The organism is Propionivibrio sp., assembly GCF_017995515.1.
In the GTDB taxonomy this organism is placed as follows: Bacteria; Pseudomonadota; Gammaproteobacteria; order Burkholderiales; family Rhodocyclaceae; genus Propionivibrio.
The window spans coordinates 25,184-51,251 of the sequence record NZ_JAGOIT010000010.1 but is presented as its reverse complement, the minus strand read 5'-3'; the positions used below and the strand labels follow the sequence as shown (position 1 = coordinate 51,251).

Annotated in this window: 19 protein-coding genes and 1 pseudogene; 9 read left to right on the top strand and 11 right to left on the bottom strand. The window is 60.9% G+C overall.

Annotated elements, in window-relative coordinates; genetic code table 11:
• From KBA32_RS03120 to nuoN, 3 genes and pseudogenes are all read left to right on the top strand, one after another.
• A pseudogene (locus KBA32_RS03120) lies at nucleotides 1-679 on the top strand (NADH-quinone oxidoreductase subunit L); the annotation flags it as partial.
• 25 nt (nucleotides 680-704) lie between these two features.
• A complete protein-coding gene (locus tag KBA32_RS03115; protein ID WP_294355146.1) occupies nucleotides 705-2,189 on the top strand; it encodes an NADH-quinone oxidoreductase subunit M in 1,485 nt (494 codons plus the stop codon).
• 27 nt (nucleotides 2,190-2,216) lie between these two features.
• Complete coding sequence (nuoN, locus tag KBA32_RS03110; protein WP_294355151.1) at nucleotides 2,217-3,692, top strand: NADH-quinone oxidoreductase subunit NuoN; 1,476 nt, start codon at nucleotides 2,217-2,219, stop codon at nucleotides 3,690-3,692.
• 145 nt (nucleotides 3,693-3,837) lie between these two features.
• On the opposite strand, the gene KBA32_RS03105 is transcribed toward nuoN, so the two are convergent.
• From KBA32_RS03105 to KBA32_RS03095, 3 genes are all read right to left on the bottom strand, one after another.
• Entirely contained in the window at nucleotides 3,838-4,194 is a 357-nt protein-coding gene (locus KBA32_RS03105; protein ID WP_294355143.1) for a nucleotide pyrophosphohydrolase, read from the bottom strand.
• Between the two features lie 10 nt (nucleotides 4,195-4,204).
• On the bottom strand, nucleotides 4,205-5,188 hold the full coding sequence (locus KBA32_RS03100; RefSeq protein WP_294355140.1) for an aldolase/citrate lyase family protein: 984 nt from the start codon (nucleotides 5,186-5,188) through the stop codon (nucleotides 4,205-4,207).
• A 108-nt stretch (nucleotides 5,189-5,296) separates the two neighbouring features.
• Nucleotides 5,297-6,283, bottom strand: a complete 987-nt coding sequence (locus tag KBA32_RS03095; protein WP_294355137.1) for a malate dehydrogenase — start codon at nucleotides 6,281-6,283, stop codon at nucleotides 5,297-5,299.
• A gap of 230 nt (nucleotides 6,284-6,513) precedes the next feature.
• Here KBA32_RS03095 and KBA32_RS03090 point away from each other — a divergent pair, with 230 nt between their 5' ends.
• The 6 genes from KBA32_RS03090 to lpdA all read left to right on the top strand — a co-directional run bounded on the left by KBA32_RS03090 (nucleotide 6,514) and on the right by lpdA (nucleotide 14,727).
• The gene (locus KBA32_RS03090) at nucleotides 6,514-7,254 is read left to right on the top strand and encodes a GntR family transcriptional regulator (RefSeq protein WP_294355134.1); all 741 of its coding nucleotides are present in this window, start codon (nucleotides 6,514-6,516) and stop codon (nucleotides 7,252-7,254) included.
• A gap of 161 nt (nucleotides 7,255-7,415) precedes the next feature.
• The gene (locus KBA32_RS03085) at nucleotides 7,416-7,667 is read left to right on the top strand and encodes a succinate dehydrogenase assembly factor 2 (protein ID WP_294355127.1); all 252 of its coding nucleotides are present in this window, start codon (nucleotides 7,416-7,418) and stop codon (nucleotides 7,665-7,667) included.
• A 65-nt stretch (nucleotides 7,668-7,732) separates the two neighbouring features.
• Complete coding sequence (gene gltA, locus KBA32_RS03080) at nucleotides 7,733-9,034, top strand: citrate synthase (protein ID WP_294355125.1); 1,302 nt, start codon at nucleotides 7,733-7,735, stop codon at nucleotides 9,032-9,034.
• Between the two features lie 125 nt (nucleotides 9,035-9,159).
• On the top strand, nucleotides 9,160-12,000 hold the full coding sequence (locus tag KBA32_RS03075; RefSeq protein WP_294355122.1) for a 2-oxoglutarate dehydrogenase E1 component: 2,841 nt from the start codon (nucleotides 9,160-9,162) through the stop codon (nucleotides 11,998-12,000).
• Between the two features lie 12 nt (nucleotides 12,001-12,012).
• Nucleotides 12,013-13,284, top strand: a complete 1,272-nt coding sequence (gene odhB / locus KBA32_RS03070; protein ID WP_294355119.1) for a 2-oxoglutarate dehydrogenase complex dihydrolipoyllysine-residue succinyltransferase — start codon at nucleotides 12,013-12,015, stop codon at nucleotides 13,282-13,284.
• Between the two features lie 18 nt (nucleotides 13,285-13,302).
• Nucleotides 13,303-14,727 carry a dihydrolipoyl dehydrogenase gene (gene lpdA, locus KBA32_RS03065; protein WP_294355116.1) on the top strand — a complete coding sequence of 475 codons (1,425 nt, stop codon included), beginning with the start codon at nucleotides 13,303-13,305 and terminating at the stop codon, nucleotides 14,725-14,727.
• Between the two features lie 62 nt (nucleotides 14,728-14,789).
• Here the strand turns inward: lpdA and KBA32_RS03060 are convergent, their stop codons facing one another.
• From KBA32_RS03060 to KBA32_RS03025, 8 genes are all read right to left on the bottom strand, one after another.
• Nucleotides 14,790-18,605, bottom strand: a complete 3,816-nt coding sequence (locus KBA32_RS03060) for a PAS domain S-box protein (protein WP_294355113.1) — start codon at nucleotides 18,603-18,605, stop codon at nucleotides 14,790-14,792.
• An 8-nt stretch (nucleotides 18,606-18,613) separates the two neighbouring features.
• A complete protein-coding gene (locus KBA32_RS03055) occupies nucleotides 18,614-19,843 on the bottom strand; it encodes a two-component system response regulator (RefSeq protein WP_294355109.1) in 1,230 nt (409 codons plus the stop codon).
• 95 nt (nucleotides 19,844-19,938) lie between these two features.
• Complete coding sequence (locus KBA32_RS03050; RefSeq protein WP_294355148.1) at nucleotides 19,939-20,352, bottom strand: hypothetical protein; 414 nt, start codon at nucleotides 20,350-20,352, stop codon at nucleotides 19,939-19,941.
• Complete coding sequence (locus tag KBA32_RS03045; RefSeq protein ID WP_294355106.1) at nucleotides 20,301-20,450, bottom strand: hypothetical protein; 150 nt, start codon at nucleotides 20,448-20,450, stop codon at nucleotides 20,301-20,303. The genes KBA32_RS03050 and KBA32_RS03045 overlap by 52 nt, the downstream gene beginning before the upstream one ends.
• The gene (locus KBA32_RS03040) at nucleotides 20,447-20,596 is read right to left on the bottom strand and encodes a hypothetical protein (RefSeq protein ID WP_294355104.1); all 150 of its coding nucleotides are present in this window, start codon (nucleotides 20,594-20,596) and stop codon (nucleotides 20,447-20,449) included. The genes KBA32_RS03045 and KBA32_RS03040 overlap by 4 nt, the downstream gene beginning before the upstream one ends.
• 77 nt (nucleotides 20,597-20,673) lie before the next feature.
• Nucleotides 20,674-21,234 carry a chemotaxis protein CheW gene (locus KBA32_RS03035; protein WP_294355100.1) on the bottom strand — a complete coding sequence of 187 codons (561 nt, stop codon included), beginning with the start codon at nucleotides 21,232-21,234 and terminating at the stop codon, nucleotides 20,674-20,676.
• A gap of 137 nt (nucleotides 21,235-21,371) precedes the next feature.
• Nucleotides 21,372-23,813, bottom strand: coding sequence for a methyl-accepting chemotaxis protein (locus KBA32_RS03030; RefSeq protein WP_294355097.1), 2,442 nt, complete (start codon nucleotides 23,811-23,813; stop codon nucleotides 21,372-21,374).
• 3 nt (nucleotides 23,814-23,816) lie between these two features.
• On the bottom strand, nucleotides 23,817-26,051 hold the full coding sequence (locus KBA32_RS03025) for a chemotaxis protein CheA (protein WP_294355093.1): 2,235 nt from the start codon (nucleotides 26,049-26,051) through the stop codon (nucleotides 23,817-23,819).
• Nucleotides 26,052-26,068: the final 17 nt, after the last annotated feature.

Here is a 26,068-nt window from a genome sequence, read left to right as displayed (position 1 = left end):
TGACGGCGCCCATCACGATGCACATGCGAAGCATGCTGGCGATGATGACCACGGTAGCGCCGACGATGTACACGAGCATCACGGTCTCAAGCCTGGGCAGAAACCGCATGAGACGCCGTGGGTTGTTACTTTGCCGCTTGTTCTGCTGGCGATTCCTTCGGTCGTCATCGGATATTTCGCGATCGAGCCGATGCTCTTCGGCGACTATTTCCTAGGGGCGATTCACATCAACGCTGAGGCCCATCCCGTGATGGCAGAGCTGGCTCACGAATTCCATGGGGCGACGGCAATGGCGCTTCACTCGATTCAGACGCCGGTGTTCTGGCTCGCTGTATCCGGCGTCGCGCTGTCGTGGTTCTTCTATCTGAAACGCCCGGAAATCCCCGCTGCCATCAAGGCTGCCTCGGGTCCGCTTTATACCGTTCTCGAGAACAAGTATTACTTCGACAAGTTCAACGAGAAAGTGCTTGCCGGCGGGGCAAAATTGATCGGCCGCGGGCTGTGGAAAGGCGGGGACGCCGGCGTTATCGACGGATTGATCGTTGGAGGGGCGGTTCGCGTAGTCAGCGGTATTTCGATGCTTGTCCGGTTTTTCCAGTCGGGGCACATCTACCACTATGCGTTTACGATGATCTTTGGTGTTTGCGCGCTTCTTTCATTCTGGCTGTTGCGTGCCTGATCCGAACTGAGAGACTGAGAACAACATGTTAGGAATGCCACTTCTTTCACTTGCCATCTGGGTGCCGATTTTTTCCGGTCTCTTTGTGCTGGCTACAGGATCAGACCGTAATGCGCCTTTGGCGAAAATGCTCGCACTGTCAGGCGGGGTTGCGGGCCTGCTCGTTACCGTGCCTCTTTATACGCAATTTGATCTGACGACGTCGGCAATGCAGTTTGTCGAGTTGTCTGCGTGGATTCCGCGATTCAACATTAACTACCATCTTGGGGTGGATGGCATCTCGATGCTTTTCGTCATCCTGAATAGTTTTATCACGGTCATCGTGATACTCGCTGGCTGGAAAGTGATTGACAGCAAGGTGGCGCAGTACAACGCGGGCTTCCTGATCATGTCCGGGCTGTTGAACGGTATTTTCGCGTCGCTCGACGGCATGCTGTTCTACATCTTCTTCGAAGCGTCGCTCATTCCCTTGTACCTGATCATCGGGGTCTGGGGCGGGCCGAATCGCGTATATGCAGCATTCAAGTTCTTCCTGTTTACGCTGATGGGCTCCTTGCTCTTCCTGGTTGCGATGATCTACCTGTTTGTGCAATCCGGTGGAAGCTTTTCGATTCTCGACTGGCATCAGCTGCCGATCGGGCGCACGGCCCAGATCTGGATCTTCCTCGCGTTTCTTGCCGCATTCGCCGTCAAGGTGCCCATGTGGCCGGTACATACGTGGTTGCCTGACGCTCACGTCGAGGCGCCGACGGGCGGTTCGATCGTGCTGGCGGCAATCGCACTCAAACTGGGTGCTTACGGCTTCTTGCGCTTTTCACTTCCTATTACACCCGATGCATCGCAGGAGCTTTCAGGCTGGATCATCGGCTTGTCCCTGATCGCGATCGTCTATATCGGCTTGGTGGCGCTGGTTCAGGTCGATATGAAGAAGCTTGTTGCGTACTCTTCGATTGCGCACATGGGCTTCGTCACGCTCGGCTTCTTCATGTTCAGTGCGCTGGGCATTGAGGGCGCGCTCGTTCAAATGGTCTCGCACGGCTTCATTGCGGGCGCGATGTTCTACTGTATCGGCGTGATGTATGACCGCGTCCATTCAAGACAAATCGCGGACTACGGTGGCGTCGTCAATACGATGCCGAAATTTGCCGCATTCTTCATGTTGTTCGCCATGGCGAATGCAGGCTTGCCTGCGACCTCAGGCTTCGTCGGTGAGTTCATGATCATCCTGGCAACCGTCAAGTACAACTTCTGGATTGCGCTGACTGCTGCGACGACGATGATTGTCGGTGCGGCGTACACGCTCTGGATGTACAAGCGAGTCGTATTCGGTTCGGTCGGGAATCACCACGTCGCAGAACTCTCGGATATCAGCGCACGGGAGTTCCTGGTGCTCGCTTTGCTCGCCGTTTGCGCCCTCGGTATGGGCCTCTATCCTCAGCCATTCACGGAAGTGATGCATAGCTCGGTCAACGAACTGATGCGCCACGTCTCCGTAAGCAAGATCCTCTAATTGGTATTCGCTATGACGCTTGCTGAAATGCAGTTTGTACCGCCGGATCTCCGCCTCGCCAGCGCCGAGATCTTCATGTTGGCGATGGCGTGTCTCATCCTTATCGCCGATGTTTTCGTCAAAGACAAGAAACGTACTGCGACCTTCGTGTTGACTGTGATCGCGCTGCTCGGCGCAGCGGTTATTACGTTCAACACGAGCAGCGGCCAGGTGCTTTACACGTTTAGCAACATGTTCGTCGGAGATCTTCTGTCCGACCTGCTCAAACTGCTGGTCTATCTGACGGTTATTGTCGTTCTGTGCTACTCGCGAAGCTACGTGCTCGTGCGGCCGCAGATGGCGCGGGGAGAGTTCTACTCGCTTACGCTGTTCGCGACTCTCGGCATGATGGTGATGATTTCGGCGAATCATTTCCTGAGCGTGTATATCGGCATCGAGTTGCTGTCGCTTTCGCTGTATGCGATGGTTGCCTTGAACCGCGACTCGACGACCGCGACCGAGGCGGCAATGAAGTACTTTGTTCTTGGCGCGCTTGCATCAGGCCTGCTTCTTTATGGCATGTCGATGATTTACGGTGCGACGGGTTCGCTGCAGATTTCCACGGTTGCCGAGCGGCTTTTCGCGGGTGACGGGAACAAGACGATCCTGGTCTTCGGTGTTGTTTTCCTGGTGTCCGGAATCGCGTTCAAACTCGGCGTGGTGCCCTTCCACATGTGGATACCCGACGTTTATCACGGCGCTCCGACCGCGGTGACGATCTTCATCGGGAGTGCGCCCAAGCTGGCCGCGTTCGCAATCGTCATCCGGATGCTGGTTAGCGGATTGATCGTGGTATCGAAAGACTGGCAGGCGATGCTGCTCATCCTATCGGTACTTTCGATGGCCGTCGGTAACTTTGGAGCGATCGCGCAGACCAACCTCAAGCGCATGTTGGCGTATTCGGCCATTTCCCACATGGGCTTCATGCTTCTCGGCCTGGTTGTCGGCGTCGTCGATGGCGATGCCCGCTTCGCGCTGAACGCCTACAGTTCATCGATGTTCTACATCATCACGTATGTGCTGACGAGTGCAGGTACCTTCGGGATGATCATGCTCTTGTCGAAGGCCGGATTCGAGTCCGAGGAAATCAGCGACTTCGCCGGACTGAACAAACGTAGTTCGTGGCTAGCCGCAATGATGATGATGATGATGTTCTCGATGGCGGGCGTGCCGTTCTTCGTTGGCTTCTTCGCCAAGTTCTCGGTGTTGCAAGCGGTCGTGGCCGCGGGCTACCTTTGGTTGGCGATTGCCGCGGTCTTCTTCTCGCTGGTCGGCGCATATTACTACCTGCGCGTCGTCAAGGTTATGTACTTCGACCAACCGCCTGCGAACGCATCGCGGATCGAAGCGCCCGTGGGTGCCAAGGTGCTGATGTCGGCAAACGGTTTGGCCATTGCCGCGCTGGGCCTTTTCCCGCAAACGTTAATGTCCCTGTGCGCCTTCTCCCTCCTGCGCTCGCTCTAGCGGTCCGGCGACACGCGGATTGGTGTCGCCCGGCGAGTGCTAGCAACCCGAATCGTTGTAGCGGTTGAGACAGTGAAAGGGCCGGTGGATCAAATCCACTGGCCCTTTTCACGTTTGGCGTAGAGGGCGAAGGTCGACTGTGCTCTCAGTTATCGACGCCCAATTCCGTATATTTCCGGCTTGATCCGTAACTCTTGGATATGGGGTACTTCGCTGCGTTCTTTGTGATTTTCTCTTGTGCCGCTTCAGTAAGGTCGAAGCCGGCCTTTTCGGCAATCAAGAGCAGGTAGAGCAGAATATCAGCACATTCGTCACGCAACGCTTCATCTGACCTCGGATCTTCGGTGAGCCGCGATATCTCTTCGTCCGACTTCCATTGCGTGAGTTCGAGTAGCTCGGCCGCTTCGAGATTGAGTGAAACGATCAGGTTGCGCAGCGTGTGAAACTGCGACCAGTTTCGTTCGTCCCGGAACTTCAACAAATCCTTGATCAGTGACCGCATGCTCATCGAGTCAGCCGAAGAAGCGCTCTGCCGCGTTGGCAGGAAGGGTCATGCCTGTCGCCCTGGCACGTGCGAGCAGTTCCCAATAGTAGCGATACGAGGCACGATCGTGGAGTCGTCCGTCATGGGCGATGGGGCCCCAGTCGGTATCCTGCGCTGCGACCAGAATCTCCGTGGCGACTTCGACCTCGGAAAAGTCCGGTCGCATCGCTTCGACGATGGGCATGATCTGGTTCGGGTGAATGCTCCACATTCTGAGATAGCCAAACTCGACGCGCGCCCGTCGCGCATCGTTTCGGATGACCTCAATGTCCTTGAGTTCGGTTGTTACGTTGTGCGTGGGCACGACGCCGTTGGCGAGTGCAGCGGTTGAAATCTCGCATTTCGCCCGGACTACAAGCGGATGCTCGAATTGCCCCGGACTCTTCATCGCTGACCCCGGGACTGCGCCGTGATGTCCGGACACGAAGTCCATCAATCCGAAGTCAAGCGATTCCACGCTCGGTAGCGCGGCGATTTCCCACGCTTCTCGCAGGGCGCCGAAGGTTTCGATCAGTACGTGCACCGGAATCTGTTGTTTTAACCCCGTTCGTGCTTCAGCATCGCGCAGCGCAGAGACCTGGGCTCGAACATCGGCGGCGCTGCGCGGCTTCGGGAAGGTAATGAAAGGCAGACGGGTGCCGGCGATGGAAACCAGGATATCGAGATCCTGCTGCCAGTTCGGGTGCGTGATGTCGTGGATACGAGCGCCGACACGCCCGAAGCGATTGGCATCGCTCATGATTACATGCGCGGCCATCTCGGCGTGTTCGCGTTCGGCGCCAGCGTGGGCGCCGTCCTCGCAATCGCAGGTGACATCGAACACGGGCCCCAGGTCGTTCTGTAGCTGGATGGCCTTGTTCATCAGTTTTTCCGAACCGGCGTAGTGGTCGACTACCGGCAGGATCGGGAAGAGCTTCTCCCCGGAAAAGAGAACGTCACTAGGGTGTCGCATGGGATTCTTCCGTCGAGTACTCAAGGAGCGCCATTCTAACGCTCTGTGTCTTGCGCGAAGGCAAAAAAAAGCCGCAGCGTCGCTGCGGCTTCGGCGACACGAACCGGCTTAGAGCATGCTCTTGACGGCTTCGGCTTCGTCGGTCAGTTCCTTGAGGGTCTTGTTCATCTTCTCGCGCGAGTACTCGTCGATTTCGAGGCCCTGGATGATCTTGTAGGAACCGCCCTTGCACTCGCAGGGGAAGCCGTAGACGATGCCGGCGGGAATGCCGTAGGAGCCGTCGCTCGGAACGCCCATCGTGACCCAGTCATCGGAGCCGAGAACCCAGTCACGCATGTGGCCGATCGCTGCGTTGGCGGCCGAAGCAGCGGACGAGAGGCCGCGGGCTTCGATAATGGCAGCGCCGCGCTTGCCGACGGTCGGCAGGAAGACGTCGTTGTTCCAGACCGGATCGTTGATCAGGGCCTTGACGCTGTCGCCGTTGGAAACGCAGTTGCGGTAGTCGGCATACATCGTCGGTGAGTGGTTGCCCCAGACCACGAGCTTGCTGATCGTCGAAACCGGGCGACCGATCTTGGCGGCCAGTTGCGACGCGGCACGGTTGTAGTCGAGGCGAAGCATGCCGTGGTAGTTCGCCGGGTTGGTGCGGCCAACTTTCCTGGCAGTGGCGGCAGCGATGTAGGCATTGGTGTTGCACGGATTGCCGACGACGAGAACCTTGACGTCTTCCTTGGCGTTTTCGGCGATGGCCTTGCCCTGGACGGTAAAGATCGCGCCGTTTGCGCTCAGCAGATCAGCGCGCTCCATGCCAGCGGTGCGGGGACGGGCGCCAACGAGCAAGCAGATGTCGGCATCCTTGAAGGCAACGTTCGGATCGTCGGTGGCAAACACGCCAGCGAGCAGCGGGAACGCGCAATCGTCGAGTTCCATGATGACGCCTTGGCAAGCCTTCTGCGCTTGCGGGAGGTCGAGCATCTGGATGATGACCGGTTGGTCCTTGCCGAGCATTTCGCCGGAGGCGATGCGGAAAAGCAGGCTGTAACCGATCTGGCCGGCTGCACCCGTGACTGCTACGCGGACTGGGGATTTGGACATGGAAAAACTCCTAAGAAAAACAACGGATTAAAAATAGGACAGAAAAAAACGGAAAGGGAATCGAGTGCTGAGACGGCGTGCCCGGACTGGGCGAATCAACGCGGGATGATAAGAGCTAAGAACCGCGAGTGTCAATCGTACACTGTCGCAGGAATCATTATCTTATGTTATATATATGATGCTTATTTTTGTGTGGACCGACCAGTGAAAATGTGCTGCAATCCAAAGCCATGAGTCGACAAGCCGCCTCGCATTCACCCACTTTCAGTCCCCTCTATCGCCAGATCCGAGGGTTGATTACGCGCAGTCTTGAATCCGGCGAATGGGGACCGGGTGACCTCATCCCGAGCGAGTCCGAACTCGCGGTGCGTTTCGGCGTAAGTCAGGGGACGGTACGCAAGGCCATCGACGAGATGGCCGCGGAGAATCTGTTGGTTCGGCGTCAGGGGAAGGGGACTTTCGTCGCTTCGCACAATGATCCTCGCTCCTTCTTCCGTTTTCTGCGCATTGGTGCCAACGAAGGCGAGTTGAAGCCGCTGAAGAGCATTCCCATCGAGTGCTGGCGAGCGAAGGCCGGTTCGGACGTGGCGCGAACGCTCGCGCTTGAGCCCGGGGCGCCGATCATCATCGTTCGCCGGTTGTTGCGCTTTGGTAACGAGCCTGCCGTTTTCGATGAGATTTATCTTCCGGGAGACTTGTTTGCGGATCTCACGCTGGATGTCCTGAAGGCCGGCGGGATGTCGCTGTACAGTCTGTTCGAGACCAAATTCGGTGTTCGCATGATTCGTGCCGACGAGCGCTTGCGCGCGGTTTCTGCCGATCGATTGAGTTCCGGGTTGTTGCAGGTTCCCGAGGGGAGCCCGCTGTTGCTGGTTGAACGGGTAACGTTTACATACGCCGATAAACCGGTCGAGTGGCGCAGGGGCTTCTATTCGACGCAGCATTTTCATTACCACAACGAGCTCGGGTGACACTCGCTGTCAAAGGAATGGGGCGAGCGGCTAAATCCGCAGCGCTCGCTTGAACTTTTCCTGTTTATGCAAATCGAAATGGCCATTCCCGCAGCTTGAATCTGGTCTGGCCATGTAATAGAACGAAAGATCATGGCAATGATGGTCAGGAGGCCAGTTTGATGGAAGTTTCTGAGATGAATCGTTTGCGCTGGCGCTGTACGCACCGTGCGCTACTGGAAATGGACTTGCTGCTGGGAAGCTTTCTTGACACGCAATTTCCGAACTTGAACGCGGAGCAGGTCGCCGCGTTCGTCGTGCTGGCGGAGATGGAAGATCACGATCTATGGCCCATGATCATGGGGAAGCGCGCGTGCGCTGATTCCGTACAGGTCGAGGTCCTGGCAATGCTGCGCAACGTAAGGCAAAAGTAAGGGAAGAGACCTAGTGTTGGGGCTTGATCAATTTAGTAGCTCAATAACCTGAACGGGAGATGACTATGACAAACGCACGAAAGGCCGTACTCACGATCGAGGGGCGAGATCCCGTAGAGTTCCCCGTCCTGACGCCAGTGCATGGCAATGATTGTATTGACATCCGCACGCTCGGCGCGAAGACGGGCTTGTTTACCTACGACTCGGGCTTCCTGTCGACGGCCTCCTGTCAGTCAACGATTACCTTTATCGACGGCGACAAGGGCGAGCTCTTGTATCGCGGTTATCCGATCGAACAGCTGGCGCAGCACTGCAACTTCCTGGATGTCGCCTATCTGCTGAAACACGGCGACCTGCCGAATGCCGACCAGAAGCGCGAGTTCGTTTCGATCGTCAAAAAGCACACGATGGTGCACGAGCAGATGGCCAAGTTCTACCAGGGCTTCCGGCGAGACGCGCACCCGATGGCGGTCATGGTCGGCGTCGTTGGCGCATTGTCCGCGTTCTACCACGAAGCCGAGGACTTTTCCGACGCCGCGCACCGCAACATCAGCTTCAACCGCATCGTCGCCAAGCTGCCGACGATCGTGGCGATGGCCCACAAGTACACGGTCGGCGAGCCGTTCATGTATCCGCGTAACGATCTCGGATACACCGCCAACTTCATGCACATGATGTTCGGTACGCCCTGCGAGAAATACGAGCCGAACCCGGTGCTGGTCCACGCGCTCGATACCATTTTCACGCTGCACGCCGACCACGAACAGAATGCCTCGACCTCGACCGTGCGACTCGCCGGCTCGTCGGGCGCCAACCCGTACGCCTGCATTTCGGCCGGTATCGGTTGTCTGTGGGGGCCGGCGCACGGCGGCGCCAACGAGGCCTGCCTCAAGATGCTCGAAGAAATCGGCGACGTGTCGCGCGTGCCGGAGTACATCAAGCGCGCCAAGGACAAGAATGACTCGTTCAAGCTGATGGGCTTCGGCCATCGGGTCTACAAGAACTTCGACCCGCGCGCCAAGATCATGCGCAAGGTTTGCGGTGACGTGCTGCAGGAACTTGGTTTGCAGAACGACCGCCTGTTCAAGCTGGCGCTTGAGCTCGAGAAGATCGCGCTGGAAGACGAATACTTCATCGAGAAGAAACTCTATCCGAATGTCGATTTCTATTCCGGCATCGTTCAGAAGGCGATCGGCATCCCGACCTCGATGTTTACCTGCATTTTCGCCTTGGCCCGTACAGTTGGCTGGATGGTGCAGTGGGAAGAAATGATTTCGGATCCCGAATTCAAGATCGGCCGCCCACGCCAGCTCTATATGGGAACGCCGATGCGCGACGTACCGCCGATCCATCAACGCGAAGAGTGATGGATGCAAGGGGCTGCGGCAGTGTCCGCAGCTCTTGGCTTTTGTGCCGGCCGAATTGGAATCGTCCCGTGTTGTGAGCCAACGCACCCGAATCCTTCACTGCAACCAGAGCGCAGATCACTGTCATGATGAATCAATTGTTCGGAACGTCTCATCTCTTCGGCGGCAATGCCCCGTTCGTCGAAGAACTCTACGAAAACTATCTCGATAATCCGGCGTCCGTTCCCGGCGAGTGGCGCGACTATTTTGACAAGCTGGCCCAGTTGCCGGGGACGATTGCGCGCGACGTGCCGCATTTGCCGGTAGTGCATGCCTTTGCCGAACAGGCGAAGAACGGCGGATACAAGGCGGCTGTTCGGCGGCCGGCGGACGACAAGAAGCAGGTCAGCATCCTCCAGATGATCAGCGCGTATCGGACGCTGGGCGCGCGCTGGGCCAATCTCGATCCGCTGAAGCGCCAGCCGCGTCCCAAACTGAACGAACTCGAACCGTCGTTCTACGGCTTGAGCGACGCCGACATCAACACGCCGTTCAACGCGGGTTCGTTCAAGGGCGTCCCCGAGCGGGCAACCTTCGGGCAAATCCTCGATGCGCTCAAGGAAACCTACTGCGGCTGGGTCGGCGTCGAGTACATGTACATCAACAACATCACCGAGCGGCGCTGGGTTCAGGCGCGGATCGAGCCGATTCACAGCAAGGGCACCTACACGGCAAGCCAGAAGTTGCGCTTGCTTGAACGCCTGACGGCTGCCGAGACGCTCGAGCGCTACCTGCACACGCGCTACGTCGGGCAGAAGCGCTTCTCGCTTGAAGGCGGCGAATCGCTGATTGTCGCGCTCGATGAAGTGATTCGCGTCGCGGGCGGCAGCGGCATTGACGATATCGTCGTCGGCATGGCGCACCGTGGTCGCCTGAATGTGCTCGTCAACACGCTGGGCAAGGCGCCGGCGATGCTGTTCGACGAGTTCGAGGGCAAGAAGGCGCAGGATCTCACCTCGGGCGACGTCAAGTACCACCTCGGCTATTCGTCCGACGTCATGACGCCGGGCGGCCCATGCCATCTGACGCTGGCTTTCAATCCGTCGCACCTCGAGATCGTCAATCCGGTCGTCGAAGGCGCCGTCTATGCCCGCCAGACCCGTCGCGGCGACAACGGACGGGAGAAGGTGCTGCCCGTGCTGATCCACGGCGATGCCGCGGTGGCCGGCCAGGGCGTCAATCAGGAGATGCTCAACTTCGCCCAGACGCGTGGCTACGGCACGGGTGGGACGGTGCATATCGTCGTCAATAACCAGATCGGCTTCACGACGTCCGATCCGCGCGACTCACGCTCGTCGCTGTATTGCACCGACATTTTCAAGATGTCCGACGCGCCGATTTTCCACGTCAATGGCGACGACCCCGAAGCAGTGGCGCTGGCGACGCGTCTGGCCGTCGAATTCCGGCAGGAGTTCAAGAAGGACGTCGTCGTCGATATCGTCTGCTTCCGCAAGCTGGGGCACAACGAGCAAGACGAACCGATGGTAACGCAGCCCTTGATGTACAAGCGTGTTGCCGCCCATCCGGGCACGCGGAAGCTCTATGCCGACCGGCTGGTCGCCGAAGGCGTGCTGCCGAGCGACGGGCCGGACGACATGATCCGGAACTACCGCGATCACCTCGATCGCGGCGAGCTCTTGTACAACCCGGTCATCGCCGGCTACACCAATCCGATCCTCATCGACTGGACGCCGTTCCTGACGCAAAAGTACATCGACAACTGCGACACGACGGTGCCGGTCAAGGAAATCAGGCGCTTGTCGGAGCGCTTGGCAACCTATCCAGAGGATTTTGCGCTGCATAGCCGCGTCAAGAAGATCATCGATGACCGTCGCCTGATGGGACAGGGGAGTCTGCCGATCGACTGGGGCATGGGCGAGAACCTCGCTTACGCGACGCTGCTCGTTTCCGGGCACGGCGTTCGCATTTCGGGCGAAGACGTCGGGCGCAGTACCTTCTTCCACCGTCACGCCGTGTTGCACGACCAGCACCGCGAGAACTGGGACGAAGGCACCTACTCGCCGCTCGCCAACCTGCAGGACAACCAGGCCCGGTTCCAGTGCTTCGACTCCGTGCTTTCGGAAGAAGCGGTGCTCGCCTTCGAGTACGGCTACGCGACCTCGAACCCCTACGACCTCGTCGTCTGGGAAGCGCAGTTCGGTGACTTCGTCAATGGTGCGCAGGTGGTGATCGACCAGTTCATCGCTTCCGGCGAATCGAAGTGGGGGCGCGCCTGCGGCCTTGTCGTCTTCCTGCCGCACGGCTACGAAGGGCAGGGGCCGGAGCACTCGTCGGCGCGTATCGAGCGCTTCATGTCCTTGTGTGCCGAAATGAACATGGAAGTCTGCCAGCCCTCGACGCCGGCCCAGGTCTTCCACATGCTGCGCCGGCAGGCCATCCGCAAGCAGCGCAAGCCGCTCATCGTGTTTACGCCAAAGTCGCTCCTGCGGCACAAGGATGCGGTCTCGACGATGGACGACATCGCCAAGGGCAGCTTCAAGCCGGTGATCGGCGAAGTCGACCCAATCGACGGCAAGAAGGTGACGCGCGTCATCTTCTGTTCGGGCAAGGTCTACTACGATTTGCTGGCGGCGCGACGTGAGAAGAACATCACCGATATCGCCATCGCCAGGCTGGAGCAACTGTACCCCTTCCCGCAGGAAGCCTTCCAGGCGGAAATGGCCAAGTACCCGAAGGCTACCGAGATCGTCTGGTGCCAGGAAGAGCCGCGCAACCAGGGCGCCTGGTACTGGATCGCCTCGCGCCAGCACCTCGATCGCTCGTTCAACAGCAAGCAGCGCCTGCTCCTGGTGTCGCGTTCCGCGTCGCCGTCGCCCGCGGTCGGCTACTACAGCAAGCACAACGCACAACAAAAAGCGCTGATCGAGTCCGCACTGGGCGAAATTGGCCCATACAAATTAGCCTAATCCGGAGTCAACATGATCATCGACGTCAAAGTTCCGCAGCTGTCAGAGTCGGTCGCCGAAGCGACGCTCGTTTCCTGGCACAAGGAGGTCGGCGCGGCCGTTTCCAGGGACGAAAACCTGATTGACATTGAAACCGACAAGGTCGTGCTGGAGATGCCGGCGCCGGCGTCCGGTGTGCTCGTCGAAATCGTCAAGAGAAATGGTGATACGGTCGTTGCCGGTGAAGTGATTGCACGCATCGACACCGAGGCCGTGGCCACGGTGGCAGCAACGGCACCGGCTGAGAAGCCGAAGGCGGCGCCGGCCGCCAAACCCGAGGTTGCTCCTGCGGCGCAACCGGTGGCTGGCGTCGCCATGCCCGCAGCGCGCAAGATTCTGGATGAAAAGGGCGTCGCGGCTGCCGACGTCGCTGGCAGCGGTCGTGGTGGCCGTGTCACCAAGGCCGATGCGCTGGCGGCTTCCGCCGCGGCGACGCCTCCCGTGGTTGATGCCGCGCGTGGCAAGGCGGTCCCGGCGCCCGCGTCGGCACCCGTGTCGCCGCTCAACCTCGTTCCCGCGCCCCCCGTGGCGATCCCCCTGAGCGACCGGCCGGAACAGCGCGTTCCGATGTCGCGTCTGCGCGCGCGCGTTGCCGAGCGGCTGGTGCAGTCACAATCGACGAATGCCATCCTGACCACCTTCAACGAAGTGAACATGGCGCCGATCATGGCGCTGCGCAAGCAATACGGCGAGAAGTTCGAGAAGGCGCACGGCGTGCGTCTCGGCTTCATGGGCTTCTTCGTCAAGGCCGCGGTCGCTGCGTTGCAGAAGTTCCCGATCATCAACGCCTCGGTGGACGGCAACGACATCGTCTACCACGGCTACATCGACATCGGCGTCGCCGTTGGCAGCCCGCGCGGCCTGGTCGTGCCGATCCTGCGCGACGCGGACCAGATGTCGTTTGCCGACATCGAGAAGAAGATCGGCGAGTTCGGCCAACTGGCGAAGGACGGCAAGCTGTCGCTGGAGGACTTGACGGGCGGGACCTTCTCGATTTCGAACGGTGGCGTTTTCGGCTCGATGCTGTCGACGCCGATCATCAACCCGCCGCAATCGGCAATCCTCGGCATCCATGCGACGAAGGACCGCCCTGTGGTCGAGAATGGCGAAATCGTCATCCGCCCGATCAACTATCTGGCGATGTCCTACGACCACCGCATCATCGACGGGCGCGAAGCCGTACTGGCGCTGGTGACGATGAAGGAAGCGCTGGAAGATCCGGCACGTCTGCTGCTCGGCGTCTGATCCCCGGGAGAAAACAAGATGTCCAGGCAATTTGACGTGCTCGTTATCGGTGGTGGCCCCGGCGGCTACGTGGCGGCGATCCGCGCGGCGCAGCTCGGTTTCAGCGTCGCCTGCTGCGAGTCCAACGCCTACGCCGACCCCAAGGATGAGCCGCGTCTCGGCGGAACCTGCCTGAATGTCGGCTGCATTCCGTCGAAGGCGTTGCTGCATACGTCGCATCTGTTCGAGGAAGCAAGCCACGGCTTCGCTGCGCAGGGCATCACCGTCGGAACGCCGAAGATCGACGTGCCGACGATGATCGAGCGCAAGAACACCATCGTCAAACAGCTGACGACCGGCATCAAGGGCCTGTTCAAGAAGAACAAAGTGACGCTCTTGAATGGTCATGGCAGTTTCGTTGCGCAGAGCGCTGGCGGTTGGCAGGTCAAGGTTGGCGAAGAACTGGTCGAGGCCAAACAGGTCATCGTCGCCACCGGTTCGCGGTCGCGCCATCTGGCGGGCGTGGCGGTGGATAACGTGCTGGTGTGCGACAACGTCGGGGCGCTCGAAATCAACGCGGTGCCGAAGAAACTCGCCATCATCGGTGCCGGCGTGATCGGCCTCGAAATGGGCAGCGTCTGGCGCCGGCTCGGCGCCGAGGTCACCATCCTGGAAGCGCTACCGGATTTCCTCTCGGTGGCCGATGTCGACGTGGCGAAGGAGGCGGCCAAGGTGTTCCGCAAGCAGGGGCTGAACATCCTGCTGGGCGTGACGATTGGCGAGGTCAAGGCGGCGAAGAAAAGTGTCTCGATTGCCTACACGGACAAGGACGGGCAGGCGCAGAAGCTCGACGCCGATCGCCTGATCGTCTCGGTCGGCCGTGTTCCGAACACCGAGGGGCTCGATGCGGAGGCCGTCGGCCTCAAGCTCGACGAGCGCGGGCGCATCGATGTCGATGATCATTGCCGCACCAACCTGCCGGGCGTGTGGGCGGTGGGCGACGTTGTCTCCGGCCCGATGCTCGCGCACAAGGCGATGGAGGAAGCGGTGATGGTTGCCGAGCTGATGGCCGGGCAGTCCGGGCACTGCAACTTCGACACGATTCCGTGGGTTCTCTACACCAGCCCGGAGATCGCCTGGGTCGGCAAGACCGAGCAGCAGCTCAAGGATGCCGGCGTTGCCTTTAAGGCCGGCAAGATTCCGTTTGCCGCCAATGGGCGTGCGCTCGGCATGGGAGATACCACAGGGTTCGTCAAGATTCTTGCCGACGCGGAAAGTGACCGAATCCTCGGTGTACATATCGTCGGCGCGAATGCCTCCGAGCTGATCTCCGAAGGCGTGGTCGCCATGGAATTCGGTGCTGCCAGCGAAGACCTGGCACGCATCTGCCACGCGCATCCGACCTTGTCGGAAGTCGTGCACGAAGCCGCGCTGGCCTGCGACGGCCGGCCGCTGCACTTCTAGCAACGATCGGAGCGTTCGTTACCCCGTGTTCGTCGGGGTAACGATTTGCACCGTTCCTGGTGTCAGGAGACGATTCCGGCGCCGGACAATTCTTCCATCGCGTTCTTCAGGCCGCTTAGCGCCTGGTCAAAGGCGAATACCTGGATCGATGCGATGATCGTCGCGCCGTGCGTGCCGAGTGAGGCTTCGAGAAACGCCCGTTCCTCCCGCGCCAGCGTGCAGGCGGCCATGTCGCCGACGGCGAGCAGGTGCTCCAGGCGCGCGACGATGCTGCGCAGGCGATCCTGATCGGCGGGCGGTGGCAGAGCATCCGCGACCTTGCCAGCCAGCGCGTGGCGCAGCCCGTCGATCAGCCCGGTCAGGCGCGGCGTGAGGGCGACGTAGGCTTTGTCGATGTCGCCGGTGCGGGCTTTCTGCCGAATCAGTGTCAACAGTGTGGTCGTAGACTCGGCGACGAAGGTTGCGCCGATCAGGCCGGCCGAGCCTTTCAGCGCGTGCGTCAATTGTTCCGCCGCGTTCATGTCGTTGCGTTCGAGTGCCGCGTGGATCTTCTCGAGATCGAATTCGTGCCCCTTGAGGAAGAGCTCGATGACCTGCCCGAACTTCTCCTCGTTGCCGCGAACGCGCGCCAGACCGTTTGCCACGTCGAGTCCGGGGATTGAATCGAGGCGTTGCCGCATGCCCGTGGCTTCGTGCGGAGTCGCTGCTCCGTCGCCGTTTCTCACCGGTACGGGCAAAACGCTTTGTCCTTCACACACCGTACCCGGCGCCTTGTCCGGGCGGGGCAACCATTTGAGGAGCATGGAATAGAGCGTCCTCGGATCGACCGGCTTGGCGACGAAGTCGTTCATGCCGGCCTCCAGGCACACGCGCCGGTCTTCGTCGAAGGCGTTGGCAGTCATCGCCAGGATCGGCGTCGTCGTTCGCCCGAAAACGCGGCGAATGGCGCGCGTTGTGTCGAGCCCGTTCATCTCGGGCATCTGGATGTCCATCAGCACGAGGTCGTAGCTTGTCGTGCGCGCCTTGTCGAAGGCTTCGCGCCCGTTGCACGCGGTATCGACCTGCAGGCCGACGCCGTGCAGCAGCAACTGGGCGACCTCAAGATTGACCTCGACGTCGTCGGCCAAGAGGATCTTCATGCCGCTGCACTGGCGCCGCAGTTCTTCCTCGAGGTCGATGCCGTCCTCATCAATGATTTGCGGCATGACACCACGCCCGTGTTCCAGACGGGCGCTGAACCAGAACGTGCTGCCGCAAGCGGGCGCGCTCTTGACGCCCGCGTCGCCGCCCATCAACTGGGCCAGGCGGCGCGTGATCGCCAGGCCGAGGCCGCTGCCGCCGAACTTGCGCGTGATCGATGGATCGGCCTGCTCGAACGGCTGGAACAGGCTCTTCACTTTTTCCGGATCGATGCCGATGCCGGTGTCCTCGACTTCAAAGCGGATCAACAGGCCACGCTCGTCGGCTTCAATGAGCCGGGTGCGCACGATGATCTGGCCGCGCTCGGTGAATTTGACGGCGTTGGCGGCGAAGTTGAGCAGCGCCTGACGCAGCCGCGTCGCGTCGCCGTACAGCCAGACCGGGGTGTTGCCAAGATCGACCACGACGCCGAGCCGCTTCTCGCGCGCTTCGTCGATGATCATCGAGCGTACCGGGCTGATGACCGAATCGAGCGTGAAGTCCGTGTATTCGATCTCCATCTTGCCGGCGTCGATCTTGGAGAGGTCGAGAATATTCTTGATCAATTCGAGCAGATGCGCCGCCGCGGCGTCGATCTTCTCCAGCCGATCGAGCTGCCTGGGCGTTGGATCGGCATTGCGCAGCAAATGCGTGAGTCCGACGATGGCGTTCATCGGCGTGCGGATCTCGTGGCTCATGTTGGCGAGGAAAGTGCTCTTGGCGACATTCGCCGTCTCGGCCCGGTGCTGTGCCTCGGTAAGCTGTGCGGTGCGTTCGACGACCAGCGTTTCGAGGTGATTCCGGTGCTTGTCGAGTTCTTCCTCAAGCCCGCGCTTTTCGGTGATGTCCTCCTTGACGCCGACGTAGTGCGTGACGGTGCCGTCCGGCTGGCGGATCGGGGCGAGCACGGCCGATTCGATGAACACGCTGCCGTCCTTCCTGCGGTTATGGAACTCGCCTTTCCACACCTCGCCGCGCTTGAGCGTTTCCCACATCGCCGCGTAGGTCCCCAGTCCGGTTTCGCCGGATGACAGCATCGAGGCGTTCTGCCCGAGCGTTTCCTCGCGCGAGAAGCCGGTGTTGCTGACGAAGGCTTCGTTGACGTACTCGATACGCCCCTCGAGGTCGGTGATGATGATCGCCTCCGGACTTTGCCGGACAGCCTCCGAGAGCATGCGCAGCGTTTGCTCGGTCTGTTTGCGCTGGGTGATGTCGCGCATGGTGCAGGTGAAGTAGACGCCATCGGCGATCTTCCACATGGTGAGCGACAGCTCGATGGTGAACTCGTGGCCATCCTTGTGCAGGACCGACATTTCAACCGTCGAGTTCAAGGCGTGGCATTCGCCGCCTTCGAGGATGCGCTTCATGCAGATCCGTTGCTCGTCGCGGAAGCGCTCCGGCATCAGCGAATCGATCGGTTTGCCGATGATCTCCGCCGTCTGATAACCGAACATCCGTTCGGCACAGGGATTCCAGAAGACGATGAGTCCCTTGCTGTCCGAGCTGACGATGGCGTCGTTCGACGACTGCACGACCGCCTTGTGGCGCTCGGTACTGGCGCGCAGGGCCATCTCGGCCTGGCGCCGGCGGGTGATTTCGGTCAGCGTCATGTGCAGCACCGGTGAATCCTCTTCGAGGTTCTGGAAGGTGCTTTCGGCACTCACATAAACGATGCTGCCGTCGGCGCAGTGCAGCGCGAACTCGCCGCTATCGCGCTGGTTGGCCTGGGTCGAGTGATGCAGGAAGGTGGTCCAGTTTTCCAGATCCTCCGCGGTGAGGAAGGTCGAGAAACTCCGGCCCTCGTATTCGTGGCGCCGGTAGCCGAGGAGGCTGGCGCCCGTGTGGTTGATGCGCAGGATCTCGCCGACCGGGTTGAGCGTGAGATAGGCTGCCGGCGAAAATTCGTAGAGGTTGAAGAAGCGGCTGCGTGACTCCTCCAGCGCCGACTTGGCCGCCAGGAGCTCCTCGTTCTGGCGCCGCAATGTCTCCTGATTGGCACGCAGCTGGGTATTGGCGACATTGAGTTCCATCTCGTTCAGCTTGCGCGGCGTGATGTCCTGCGCGCTGCACATCAGGAAATTGATCTCGCCGTCGGCATTGCGCACGCACTGAACGTCGGTATTGACGTAGATGAACGAGCCATCCTTGCGCATCAGCCGCTGCTCGTAGGAAATCGTGTCGGTTTCGCGGTTCTTGATCTTCAATACTTGCGCGTAAGTGAGCTGCATGTCCTCCGGGTGCGTGATGTCGCGCCAGGTCTTGGTACGCAGCTCGTCATAGGAATAGCCGGTCATCACGCACGCCTGGTCGTTGAACTTGACGAACTGCTGCGTGCCGGGCGCGACGATCGCCATGCCGATGAAAGGCTGGTTGAAGAAGTAGTCGATCAGCTGGTCGGCGCGCGCCTGCCGCGACTGCAGGCTCAGCTCCTGCACGCTTTCCTGCCGCCGCAGCAGCACGAAGAACACGGCCATGATGGCCAGGACGGCTGCCAGCACGATGAGCGCGACCCAGAACATCGTCTCCCGGTCGAGCTGGGGAACCTGCAGGCCGGCGCAAAGAATGGCCAGCACCAGAATGACGAGCGCGAGGCCCAAGAGTCCGGCGTAGAGAAGAACCCGTCCGGCAACACCGCCGTCCTTGTTCCGATGCAGCGGGGACCGCACAGTGCCGGGTCGGCCGCTTTCGTTCCTGTTCATGCTCACGGTCATTTCTCAATGCCAAAGTGCAGGGCGATCGCCTCGAATTCGCAACAGTTGGTGAGGAAGGCATCGGCGATATCCGGGTCGAACAGGCGGCCGCGCTCCTCGGCGATGATGTTGCGGACGGACGCGAACGGGAACGCCTCCTTGTAGACGCGCCGCGAAATGAGTGCGTCAAAAACGTCGGCCATCGCCATCAGACGGGCAGAAATCGGGATCGCATCGCCGGCCAGGCCGTCGGGATAACCCGTCCCGTCCCAGCGTTCGTGGTGCGAGCGGACGATTTCCTTGGCCTGTGAGAGGAATTCGACCGACGTGCGGATGTCCCGCTCGGCCAGCGTGATCGCGTCAAAACCGAGCAGCGTATGCGTCTTCATGATCTCCCACTCTTCCGGCGTGAGTTTTCCCGGCTTCAGCAGGATGTAGTCGGGAATGCCGACTTTTCCGATGTCGTGCAGCGGCGCCGAACGCGTCAGCGTCTCGATGTAGTTGTTGTCGAGCGTTGCCGCGAAGCGCGGGTGCCGTGCCATCAGCGTGGCGAGGAGCCGAATGTAGCTCTGCGTGCGCTGGATGTGATCGCCGGTTTCGTTATCGCGCGTCTCCGCCAGGTGGGCCAGCGCCCGGATGCTGACCGCCTGGATCAGCTCGTTTTCGCGCATGCGCCGCGCCACTTCGGCCTCCAGCGCCTGATTCTGGTCCTGCAACCAGTGCCGCGCCTGGCGCACGAGCAGTTGGCTGCGCACGCGCGCAAGGACGATGGTCGGCTTGATCGGCTTGACGATGTAGTCGGCGATGCCGTCGTTGAACGCGCGCTCCTCGTCGGCGTCGCTGTCCCTGGCGGTCAGGAAGATGACGGGCGTATCCCGCGTTTGTGGATTGTCGCGCAGCAGCATGAGGACTTCGTGGCCGTCCATGGCCGGCATCATGATGTCGAGCAGGATGAGCGCCGGTCGCGGTTCCTGCACGGCGAGGTGCAGCCCGGTTGCGCCCGAGTTGGCGACCTTGACGCGGTAGCCGGCGCCTTGCAGCAGTTCGCCGAGAACGGTGAGGTTTGCCGGCGAATCGTCGATGATCAGGATCGTCTCGTTGTCGGTGGAGCGCCGTCGCAGGACCGGCGTTCCCCCGGGCAGGGCGACGACGGGCGAGGGCATCAGCATCGTCGGATGCGCCAGGCGGTCGCCAGCACGCCGTGCCGGGTGGCGATCTGCGCTCAGGGTGACAAAGGCTTGTACCATGAACTTCTCCAAAGGCATCGGGCTCCCAGCCGTTACGCTGCATGCCCGACACCAACTCAACGACTATGGGCGGCCGCCCTGGCCACCCGGTTGTTTCACGTGTTCGCCAACCGGAAGAACGTCATCGTCTGCTGCAGTTGTCCGGCTTGCGAGCCGAGTTCTTCGGCGGTCGCGGCGAGTTCCCCGGAGGCGCTCGCATTCTGCTGCGTCGCCTGGCTGAGCGCGGTGAACTCGTCGAGATAGCTGCCCGTCACGACGATCCGGTTCCATTCCGGGTAATGGTTGAAAACCGCAATCTTGTATTCCTGCCCGTCGATCACCTTGGCGTAGGCCGTCGGCGCGCGACCGAGCAGCGCGCCGACGGCGCGCCGGGCAAAGACGGTGGCGATGGCCCCGGTTGTGCGGGTAAAGCGATCGACGGCGGCTAGATCGAGATTGCGCCGGGTTTCGCCGTTCTTCAGCACCGGTGTCTCCTGTGCCCCGACCCTGACCGTCGCGCCTGCGTCCAGCGCAAAGGCTCGTTGGAACCGGCCGCGAAAACCGCGCCCAGGGTGCCGATGTCGGTCTTCAGGCTCTGCCCGTACGAATCCATCATGTCGATGTTCATGCGGACATGCTGTCGTCCTTCAGCATGCCCGCGACGTAGGTGCTGAGAACGACCGTCATTGCGCCGAAGAGCAGGGTGGTGACGAGCAGCAGCACCGTGTTCAGCTTTCGAGCAATCGGCCAGTTCCGGAAAGTGCCTGATTTCATGGTTATCGTTTCTTTTCTTGTAGTTGCTCCGCGACGCTGCGCCGTGACGCATCCGTTGCAATGAGCCTGTGTTCTCCTTATCCGTTCGTTTGCTGATCCGTGGTCGTACCGGTTCCAGTCAGCATCGCAATCTCCTCGACCGACAACACTTTGTCGATATTGAGGATGATCACGAACTTGCCGCCGACCTTGCCCATGCCGAAGATGAAATCGGCGCGGATTTTGGCGCCAAACGACGGCGGCGGCTCGATCTCGCTACCGGGAATGTCGAGTACCTCCGATACCGCATCGACCATGATCCCGATGTCGTGGCGCATCTCGCCGTCGCTGACCTCGACGATGACGATGCAGGTGCGGCGCGACACTTCGGTCGTCTTGCCGCCGAAGCGTGCCGAGAGGTCGATCACCGGTACGACGCTGCCGCGCAGATTGATCACGCCGCGGATGAACCTCGGCATCATCGGAATCTCGGTCAGATGGCCGTACTCGATGATCTCCTTCACGTTGAGAATGCCGACGGCGAACATCTCGCCGCCAAGCGCGAAGGTCAGGTACTGCGAGGGTGCTTCATTCACCCGGAGGGCGACGGCCCCTCCCGGGGCTTTGCCCGTATTTTGTGCTTGAACGATTTGTCCCATAGTGATTCCCCAGTAGTTCTTCCCGCCAAACTCATTGCCGTTCGCGGTGAGCCTGTCGAACCGCCGTGTCTTGCCACGACAAGCCTTCGACAAGCTCAGGCCGAACGGTCTTTCGTGCTCGTCCCTGTCAAGCGCGGTTAATAACGCTCGAAGTCACCTTCGTTGATCTGGACGGCGGCGACGCGCGAAGCGGCGCTGCGTGTGCTGCCTGCGCTGCTCGCGCGCGCCGGCGGCGTGAAGCTGCGTGCCTGACGCTGGGGGACCTCGGCGAGTCGGAAGAAGGTCATCGTCTGCTGCAGTTGCTCGGCCTGCGAGCCGAGTTCCTCGGCCGTTGCCGCCAGTTCCTCGGACGCCGACGCGTTCTGTTGTGTCGTTTGATTGAGTTGGCCCATCGCCCCGTTGATCTGACCGACACCGGTACTCTGCTCGGACGACGCCGAAGCGATCTCCTGCACGAGGTCGGACGTCTTGCGAATCGACGGGACCATCTCGGTTAGCAGCATCCCTGCACGTTCTGCCTGCTTGACCGACGACGAAGCCAGATCGCCGATTTCCTGCGCCGCGATCTGCGAACGCTCGGCCAGTTTCCTGACTTCGGCCGCGACCACCGCAAAGCCCTTGCCGTGATCACCGGCACGCGCTGCCTCGATCGCCGCATTGAGCGCGAGCAGATTCGTCTGGTAGGCGATGTCGTCGATGATGCCGATCTTGCTGGCGATGCTCTTCATGTCCTCGACCGTCTTGCTCACGGCCTCGCCACCCTCGGCCGCTTCCTTCGCCGACTTCGATGCCATGCCGTCGGTGACCTTGGCGTTCTCCGTGTTCTGCGAGATCGACGCCGTCATCTGTTCCATCGACGCCGTCGTTTCCTCGACCGACGCTGCCTGCTCGGAGGAGGATTGCGAGAGTGACTGCGCAGTGGCCGAAACCTGGCTTGCCGCATTAGTCAGTGCATCGGCCGCCGTGTTGATCTGAGTGATGGTGTCGACCAGCTTGGCAATGGTGTTGTTGATGGCGCTCTTCAGGGTATCGAAATCCCCCTGATACGCGTTGGTGATGCTCTGGGTCATGTCGCCCTGTTCCATTGCCCCCATCACACGTTGCACGTCCTGGATCGGCCCGATCACGGCGTCGAGCGTATCGTTGACGCCCTGAACAATCTTGCGGAAGTCGCCCTGGTGTCTGGAGGCGTCGGCCCGGGTTTCCAGTTTCCCTTCGACGGCCGCCTTGGCCAGCATGCTGGCATCGGCGACCAGGGCATCGACGGCGTCGATACAGGTATTGAGGTTGTTCTTGATCGTGTTGAAGTCGCCGTTGTACGAATCGGTGATCCTGGCCGGAATGGCACCCTTCGAGATGTCGTCGACGTACTTGGCGGCGACGTTCAGCGGCCCGATCACGGCGTCGAGCGTGTCGTTGACTCCCTGAACGATCTTGCGGAAGTCGCCCTGGTGTCTGGAGGCATCGGCGCGAGTCGCCAGTTTTCCAGCAACGGCCGCCGCGGACAACAGGCCAGCGTCCGATACCAAAGCATTGACGGCGTCGATACAGGTATTGAGGTTGTTCTTGATCGTGTTGAAGTCGCCGTTGTACGAGTCGGTGATCCTGGCCGGAATGGCACCCTTCGAGATGTCGTCGACGTACTTGGCTGCCACATTTAGTGGCCCGATCACGGCGTCGAGCGTGTCATTGACGCCCTTGACGACTTTCTGGAAGTCGCCCTGGTGCTTGGAGGCATCGGCGCGGGTTGCCAGCTTGCCATCGACGGCGGCCTTGGCCAGCAGGTCGGCGTCGACGACCATGCGCTGTACGGCGCCCTGGACGCTTTCAACCGCCTTGCACATCAGGCCGATTTCGTCCTTGCTGGCGACTTCCAGCTTGAAGCTCAGGTCGCCGGCGGCCATCTTGTTGGCGGCGTCGAGTGCAGCATTGATCGGCTGCGTGATCGAGCGTGTGATGAACCAGGCAAACAGCGCGGTCAATAGCACCGCGACGCTCCCCAGAATCATGATCAGGCGCTCGGTATCGGTCACCAGTTGGTCCGTGCTCTTGCCGGCCTTTCCGACCATGGTGGTCTGAAACTCGATCAACGCGTTGACGCTGGCCATGTATTCCGATTGCGTGCTGCGCAGTTCGCCCTGCATCAAGGGGACGATCTCGGCCCGCTTGTCGGCCTTGAGGAGTTCGATGAACTTGTCGTAGGAACCGACGTAGGCGGTCCGTGCCGTGGTGATCCTTTTAAGAATCGCCTTGCCTTCATCGCTGCGAATCGTTTGATCCAGCTTTTCCAGCGTATCGCTGATCTCTTTGCGCGAAATCTGGATATCGTCCAGGGCCTTTTGCTGTTCCGTGCCCGTGTAGATGTAGGCATTGCGCAGCAACCGATTGATATTGTTGATGCTGTCAATGATATGGGTGGATTGGACCACTTTCGGGAAGCGGTCGTTAACCATTTTCTCGAGTTCGCTATTGACCCCCCCAAGCCGCAGGTAGCTGATAGCAGAAATCGCCATCAGCAATACCAGCGTGACCGCAAACCCGATCCCCAGACGGATGCCGACCTTCAGATTCTTGAACATGATTTACCTCCCCAGTTGAACTGCCAATGAATTGTCTGCGAGTGCGGCAAACGACGCGGATTGCTTGTTGGTGTGACGCCGTTCCTCCTCGCCGCGCGCGACGAGATTGACCAGCGCCGCGACGTCGAGAATGAGCGCGACCTCGCCGCTGCCGAGGATGGTCGAGCCGCCGATGCCGCGCAGGTTGGAGAAGAGGCGGCCGAGCGGCTTGATCACGGTCTGGAATTCGCCCATCAGCTGATCGACGACGATGCCGGCGCGCTGGCCGCCGAACTGGACGACGACGATGCTCTCGCGCGCCGGTACGGCGCCGCGGATCTCGAACAGCTCGCGCAGGCGGATGAAGGGCAGCGCCTCACCGCGCAGGTTGAGGAAGTTGCGGTCGCCGGCGAGGTTCTTGTGCTCGATGCACTCGACAACCGAGTCGAGCGGGATGACGTAGGCCGCCTTCTCGACGCCGACGAGGAAACCGTCGATGATCGCCAGCGTCAGCGGCAGCCTGATGGTGAAGGTCGAACTCTGGCCCTCTGTCGAGGCGACATCGACGCTGCCGCGCAACGCCGTGATGTTGCGCCGCACGACGTCCATGCCGACGCCACGCCCGGAGAGCTTGGAGACGGTGTCGACGGTCGAGAAGCCCGGCTCGAAGATCAGATTGATGATCTCGCTCTCGGAGAGATTGGCCTCGGGCGAGATCAGCTCGCGTTCTATCGCCTTGGCGCGGATCTTCTCGCGGTTGAGGCCGCCGCCGTCGTCGGAGACCTCGATGACGATGTTGCCCGAGTCGTGGTAGGCGTTGAGCGAGACGCGCCCGCACGCCGGCTTGCCGCGCTCGAGACGGAGGGCAGTCGGTTCGATGCCGTGGTCGAGCGAGTTGCGCACGAGGTGCATGAGCGGGTCGCCGATCTTCTCGACGACGGTCTTGTCAAGTTCGGTCTCGGCGCCGCTGATGACGAGTTCGATCTCCTTGCCGAGATCCTTGGAAACATCGCGCACGACGCGGTTGAAACGGGTGAAGGTGTCGCCGATCTGCACCATGCGCAGCTGCAGCGCCGAGTCGCGGATGTTCTCGACGAGGCGGGAGAGAACCGAGGTGGCTTCGACGAGGTCGCTCTGCCGGCTTTTGACTGCGAGCAAGTTGGCCGAGGCGCCGGCGATGACGAGTTCGCCGACGAGGTCGATCAGCTGGTCGAGCTTGTCGGCATGCACGCGTACGAGCTGGGCATCCTTCGCCTTCTTCTCGACGACCTGCGCCTGCCTGGCGACCGCCGCGTCGACGATCTCCTTGTGCACGACCTTGTTTTCGACGAGGATTTCGCCGAGCGGGGGCGGTGTTTGTTCCTCGGGCGTCTTCGCTGCCGTCTGCGCCAGCAAACCCTGATCGATCTCGGCCTGCGTCAGCGCGCCGCAGCGCACGAGCATTTCACCGAGCCGCATGGTGTCTTCGGGCAATTCGGTGATCAGGCGCAGGTAGTCGGCGACGTTGCTGTGCGGCGGCAGGATGCGCAGCTCGCAGTCGTCGTGCACGAAGTCGAATACGCGCTCGATGTCGGCCTTCGACGCTTTGGTCTGCAGGCGGATCTCGAAGCCGAGGTAGCACGATTCCGGGTCCATCTCGGGCGCTTGCGGGATGGCGTCGGCGATCGTCTCGATGCCGATGATCTCGCCCAGACTGGCGAGGTAACGGATGAAGGAGAGCGGGTCGGTGCCGCCGCGCAGGACGTTCTGGCCGAAACGCACGGAGATGTGCCAGCTGTCGGTATTGACGACGCTGCCACCCGTGCTTTCGACCTCGACGTCGTCGTCCTGCACGGTGAGGCTCGACGCAGAAGGGCCGGCGTTGCCTTGATTGGCGGCGAGGATTTCGCCGAGGCGCTGCGTCAGCGCATCGCCGCGCGCCTGCACGTCGGCGTCGGGAGCCGTGGATTGCGCAGCGAGCACGTCGATCAGGTCGACCATCTGGTCGCAGCATTCGAGCAGCAGCGTCGCCATGCCGCCGGTGACGGCGAAGTCGCCGTTGCGCAGCGCGTCGAGCAGGTTCTCGACGCCGTGCGTGAAGTGCTCGATGAAGCGGCATTCGATGACGCCGGCGCCGCCCTTGATCGTGTGCGCGGCGCGGAAGATGCCGTTCAGGTTGTCGCGGTCGTCCGGGGCCTGTTCGAGCCGCAAGAGGCCGGCCTCCATGTCGGCGAGTTGCTCGCGGCACTCCTGGATGTAAACGCCGGTCAGTTCGTCCATGCTTTTCTCCAGAGGTC

Coding starts and splice junctions, on each gene's coding strand:
- KBA32_RS03090 (WP_294355134.1), top strand. CDS start 6,514: ATGAGTCGACAAGCCGCCTCGCATTCACCCACTTTCAGTCCCCTCTAT.
- KBA32_RS03025 (WP_294355093.1), bottom strand. CDS start 26,051: ATGGACGAACTGACCGGCGTTTACATCCAGGAGTGCCGCGAGCAACTC.
- nuoN (WP_294355151.1), top strand. CDS start 2,217: ATGCAGTTTGTACCGCCGGATCTCCGCCTCGCCAGCGCCGAGATCTTC.
- gltA (WP_294355125.1), top strand. CDS start 7,733: ATGACAAACGCACGAAAGGCCGTACTCACGATCGAGGGGCGAGATCCC.
- KBA32_RS03055 (WP_294355109.1), bottom strand. CDS start 19,843: ATGGTACAAGCCTTTGTCACCCTGAGCGCAGATCGCCACCCGGCACGG.
- KBA32_RS03095 (WP_294355137.1), bottom strand. CDS start 6,283: ATGTCCAAATCCCCAGTCCGCGTAGCAGTCACGGGTGCAGCCGGCCAG.
- KBA32_RS03075 (WP_294355122.1), top strand. CDS start 9,160: ATGATGAATCAATTGTTCGGAACGTCTCATCTCTTCGGCGGCAATGCC.
- KBA32_RS03030 (WP_294355097.1), bottom strand. CDS start 23,813: ATGTTCAAGAATCTGAAGGTCGGCATCCGTCTGGGGATCGGGTTTGCG.
- lpdA (WP_294355116.1), top strand. CDS start 13,303: ATGTCCAGGCAATTTGACGTGCTCGTTATCGGTGGTGGCCCCGGCGGC.
- KBA32_RS03040 (WP_294355104.1), bottom strand. CDS start 20,596: ATGAAATCAGGCACTTTCCGGAACTGGCCGATTGCTCGAAAGCTGAAC.
- KBA32_RS03115 (WP_294355146.1), top strand. CDS start 705: ATGTTAGGAATGCCACTTCTTTCACTTGCCATCTGGGTGCCGATTTTT.
- KBA32_RS03105 (WP_294355143.1), bottom strand. CDS start 4,194: ATGCGGTCACTGATCAAGGATTTGTTGAAGTTCCGGGACGAACGAAAC.
- KBA32_RS03060 (WP_294355113.1), bottom strand. CDS start 18,605: ATGAACAGGAACGAAAGCGGCCGACCCGGCACTGTGCGGTCCCCGCTG.
- KBA32_RS03100 (WP_294355140.1), bottom strand. CDS start 5,188: ATGCGACACCCTAGTGACGTTCTCTTTTCCGGGGAGAAGCTCTTCCCG.
- odhB (WP_294355119.1), top strand. CDS start 12,013: ATGATCATCGACGTCAAAGTTCCGCAGCTGTCAGAGTCGGTCGCCGAA.
- KBA32_RS03085 (WP_294355127.1), top strand. CDS start 7,416: ATGGAAGTTTCTGAGATGAATCGTTTGCGCTGGCGCTGTACGCACCGT.
- KBA32_RS03035 (WP_294355100.1), bottom strand. CDS start 21,234: ATGGGACAAATCGTTCAAGCACAAAATACGGGCAAAGCCCCGGGAGGG.
- KBA32_RS03045 (WP_294355106.1), bottom strand. CDS start 20,450: ATGAACATCGACATGATGGATTCGTACGGGCAGAGCCTGAAGACCGAC.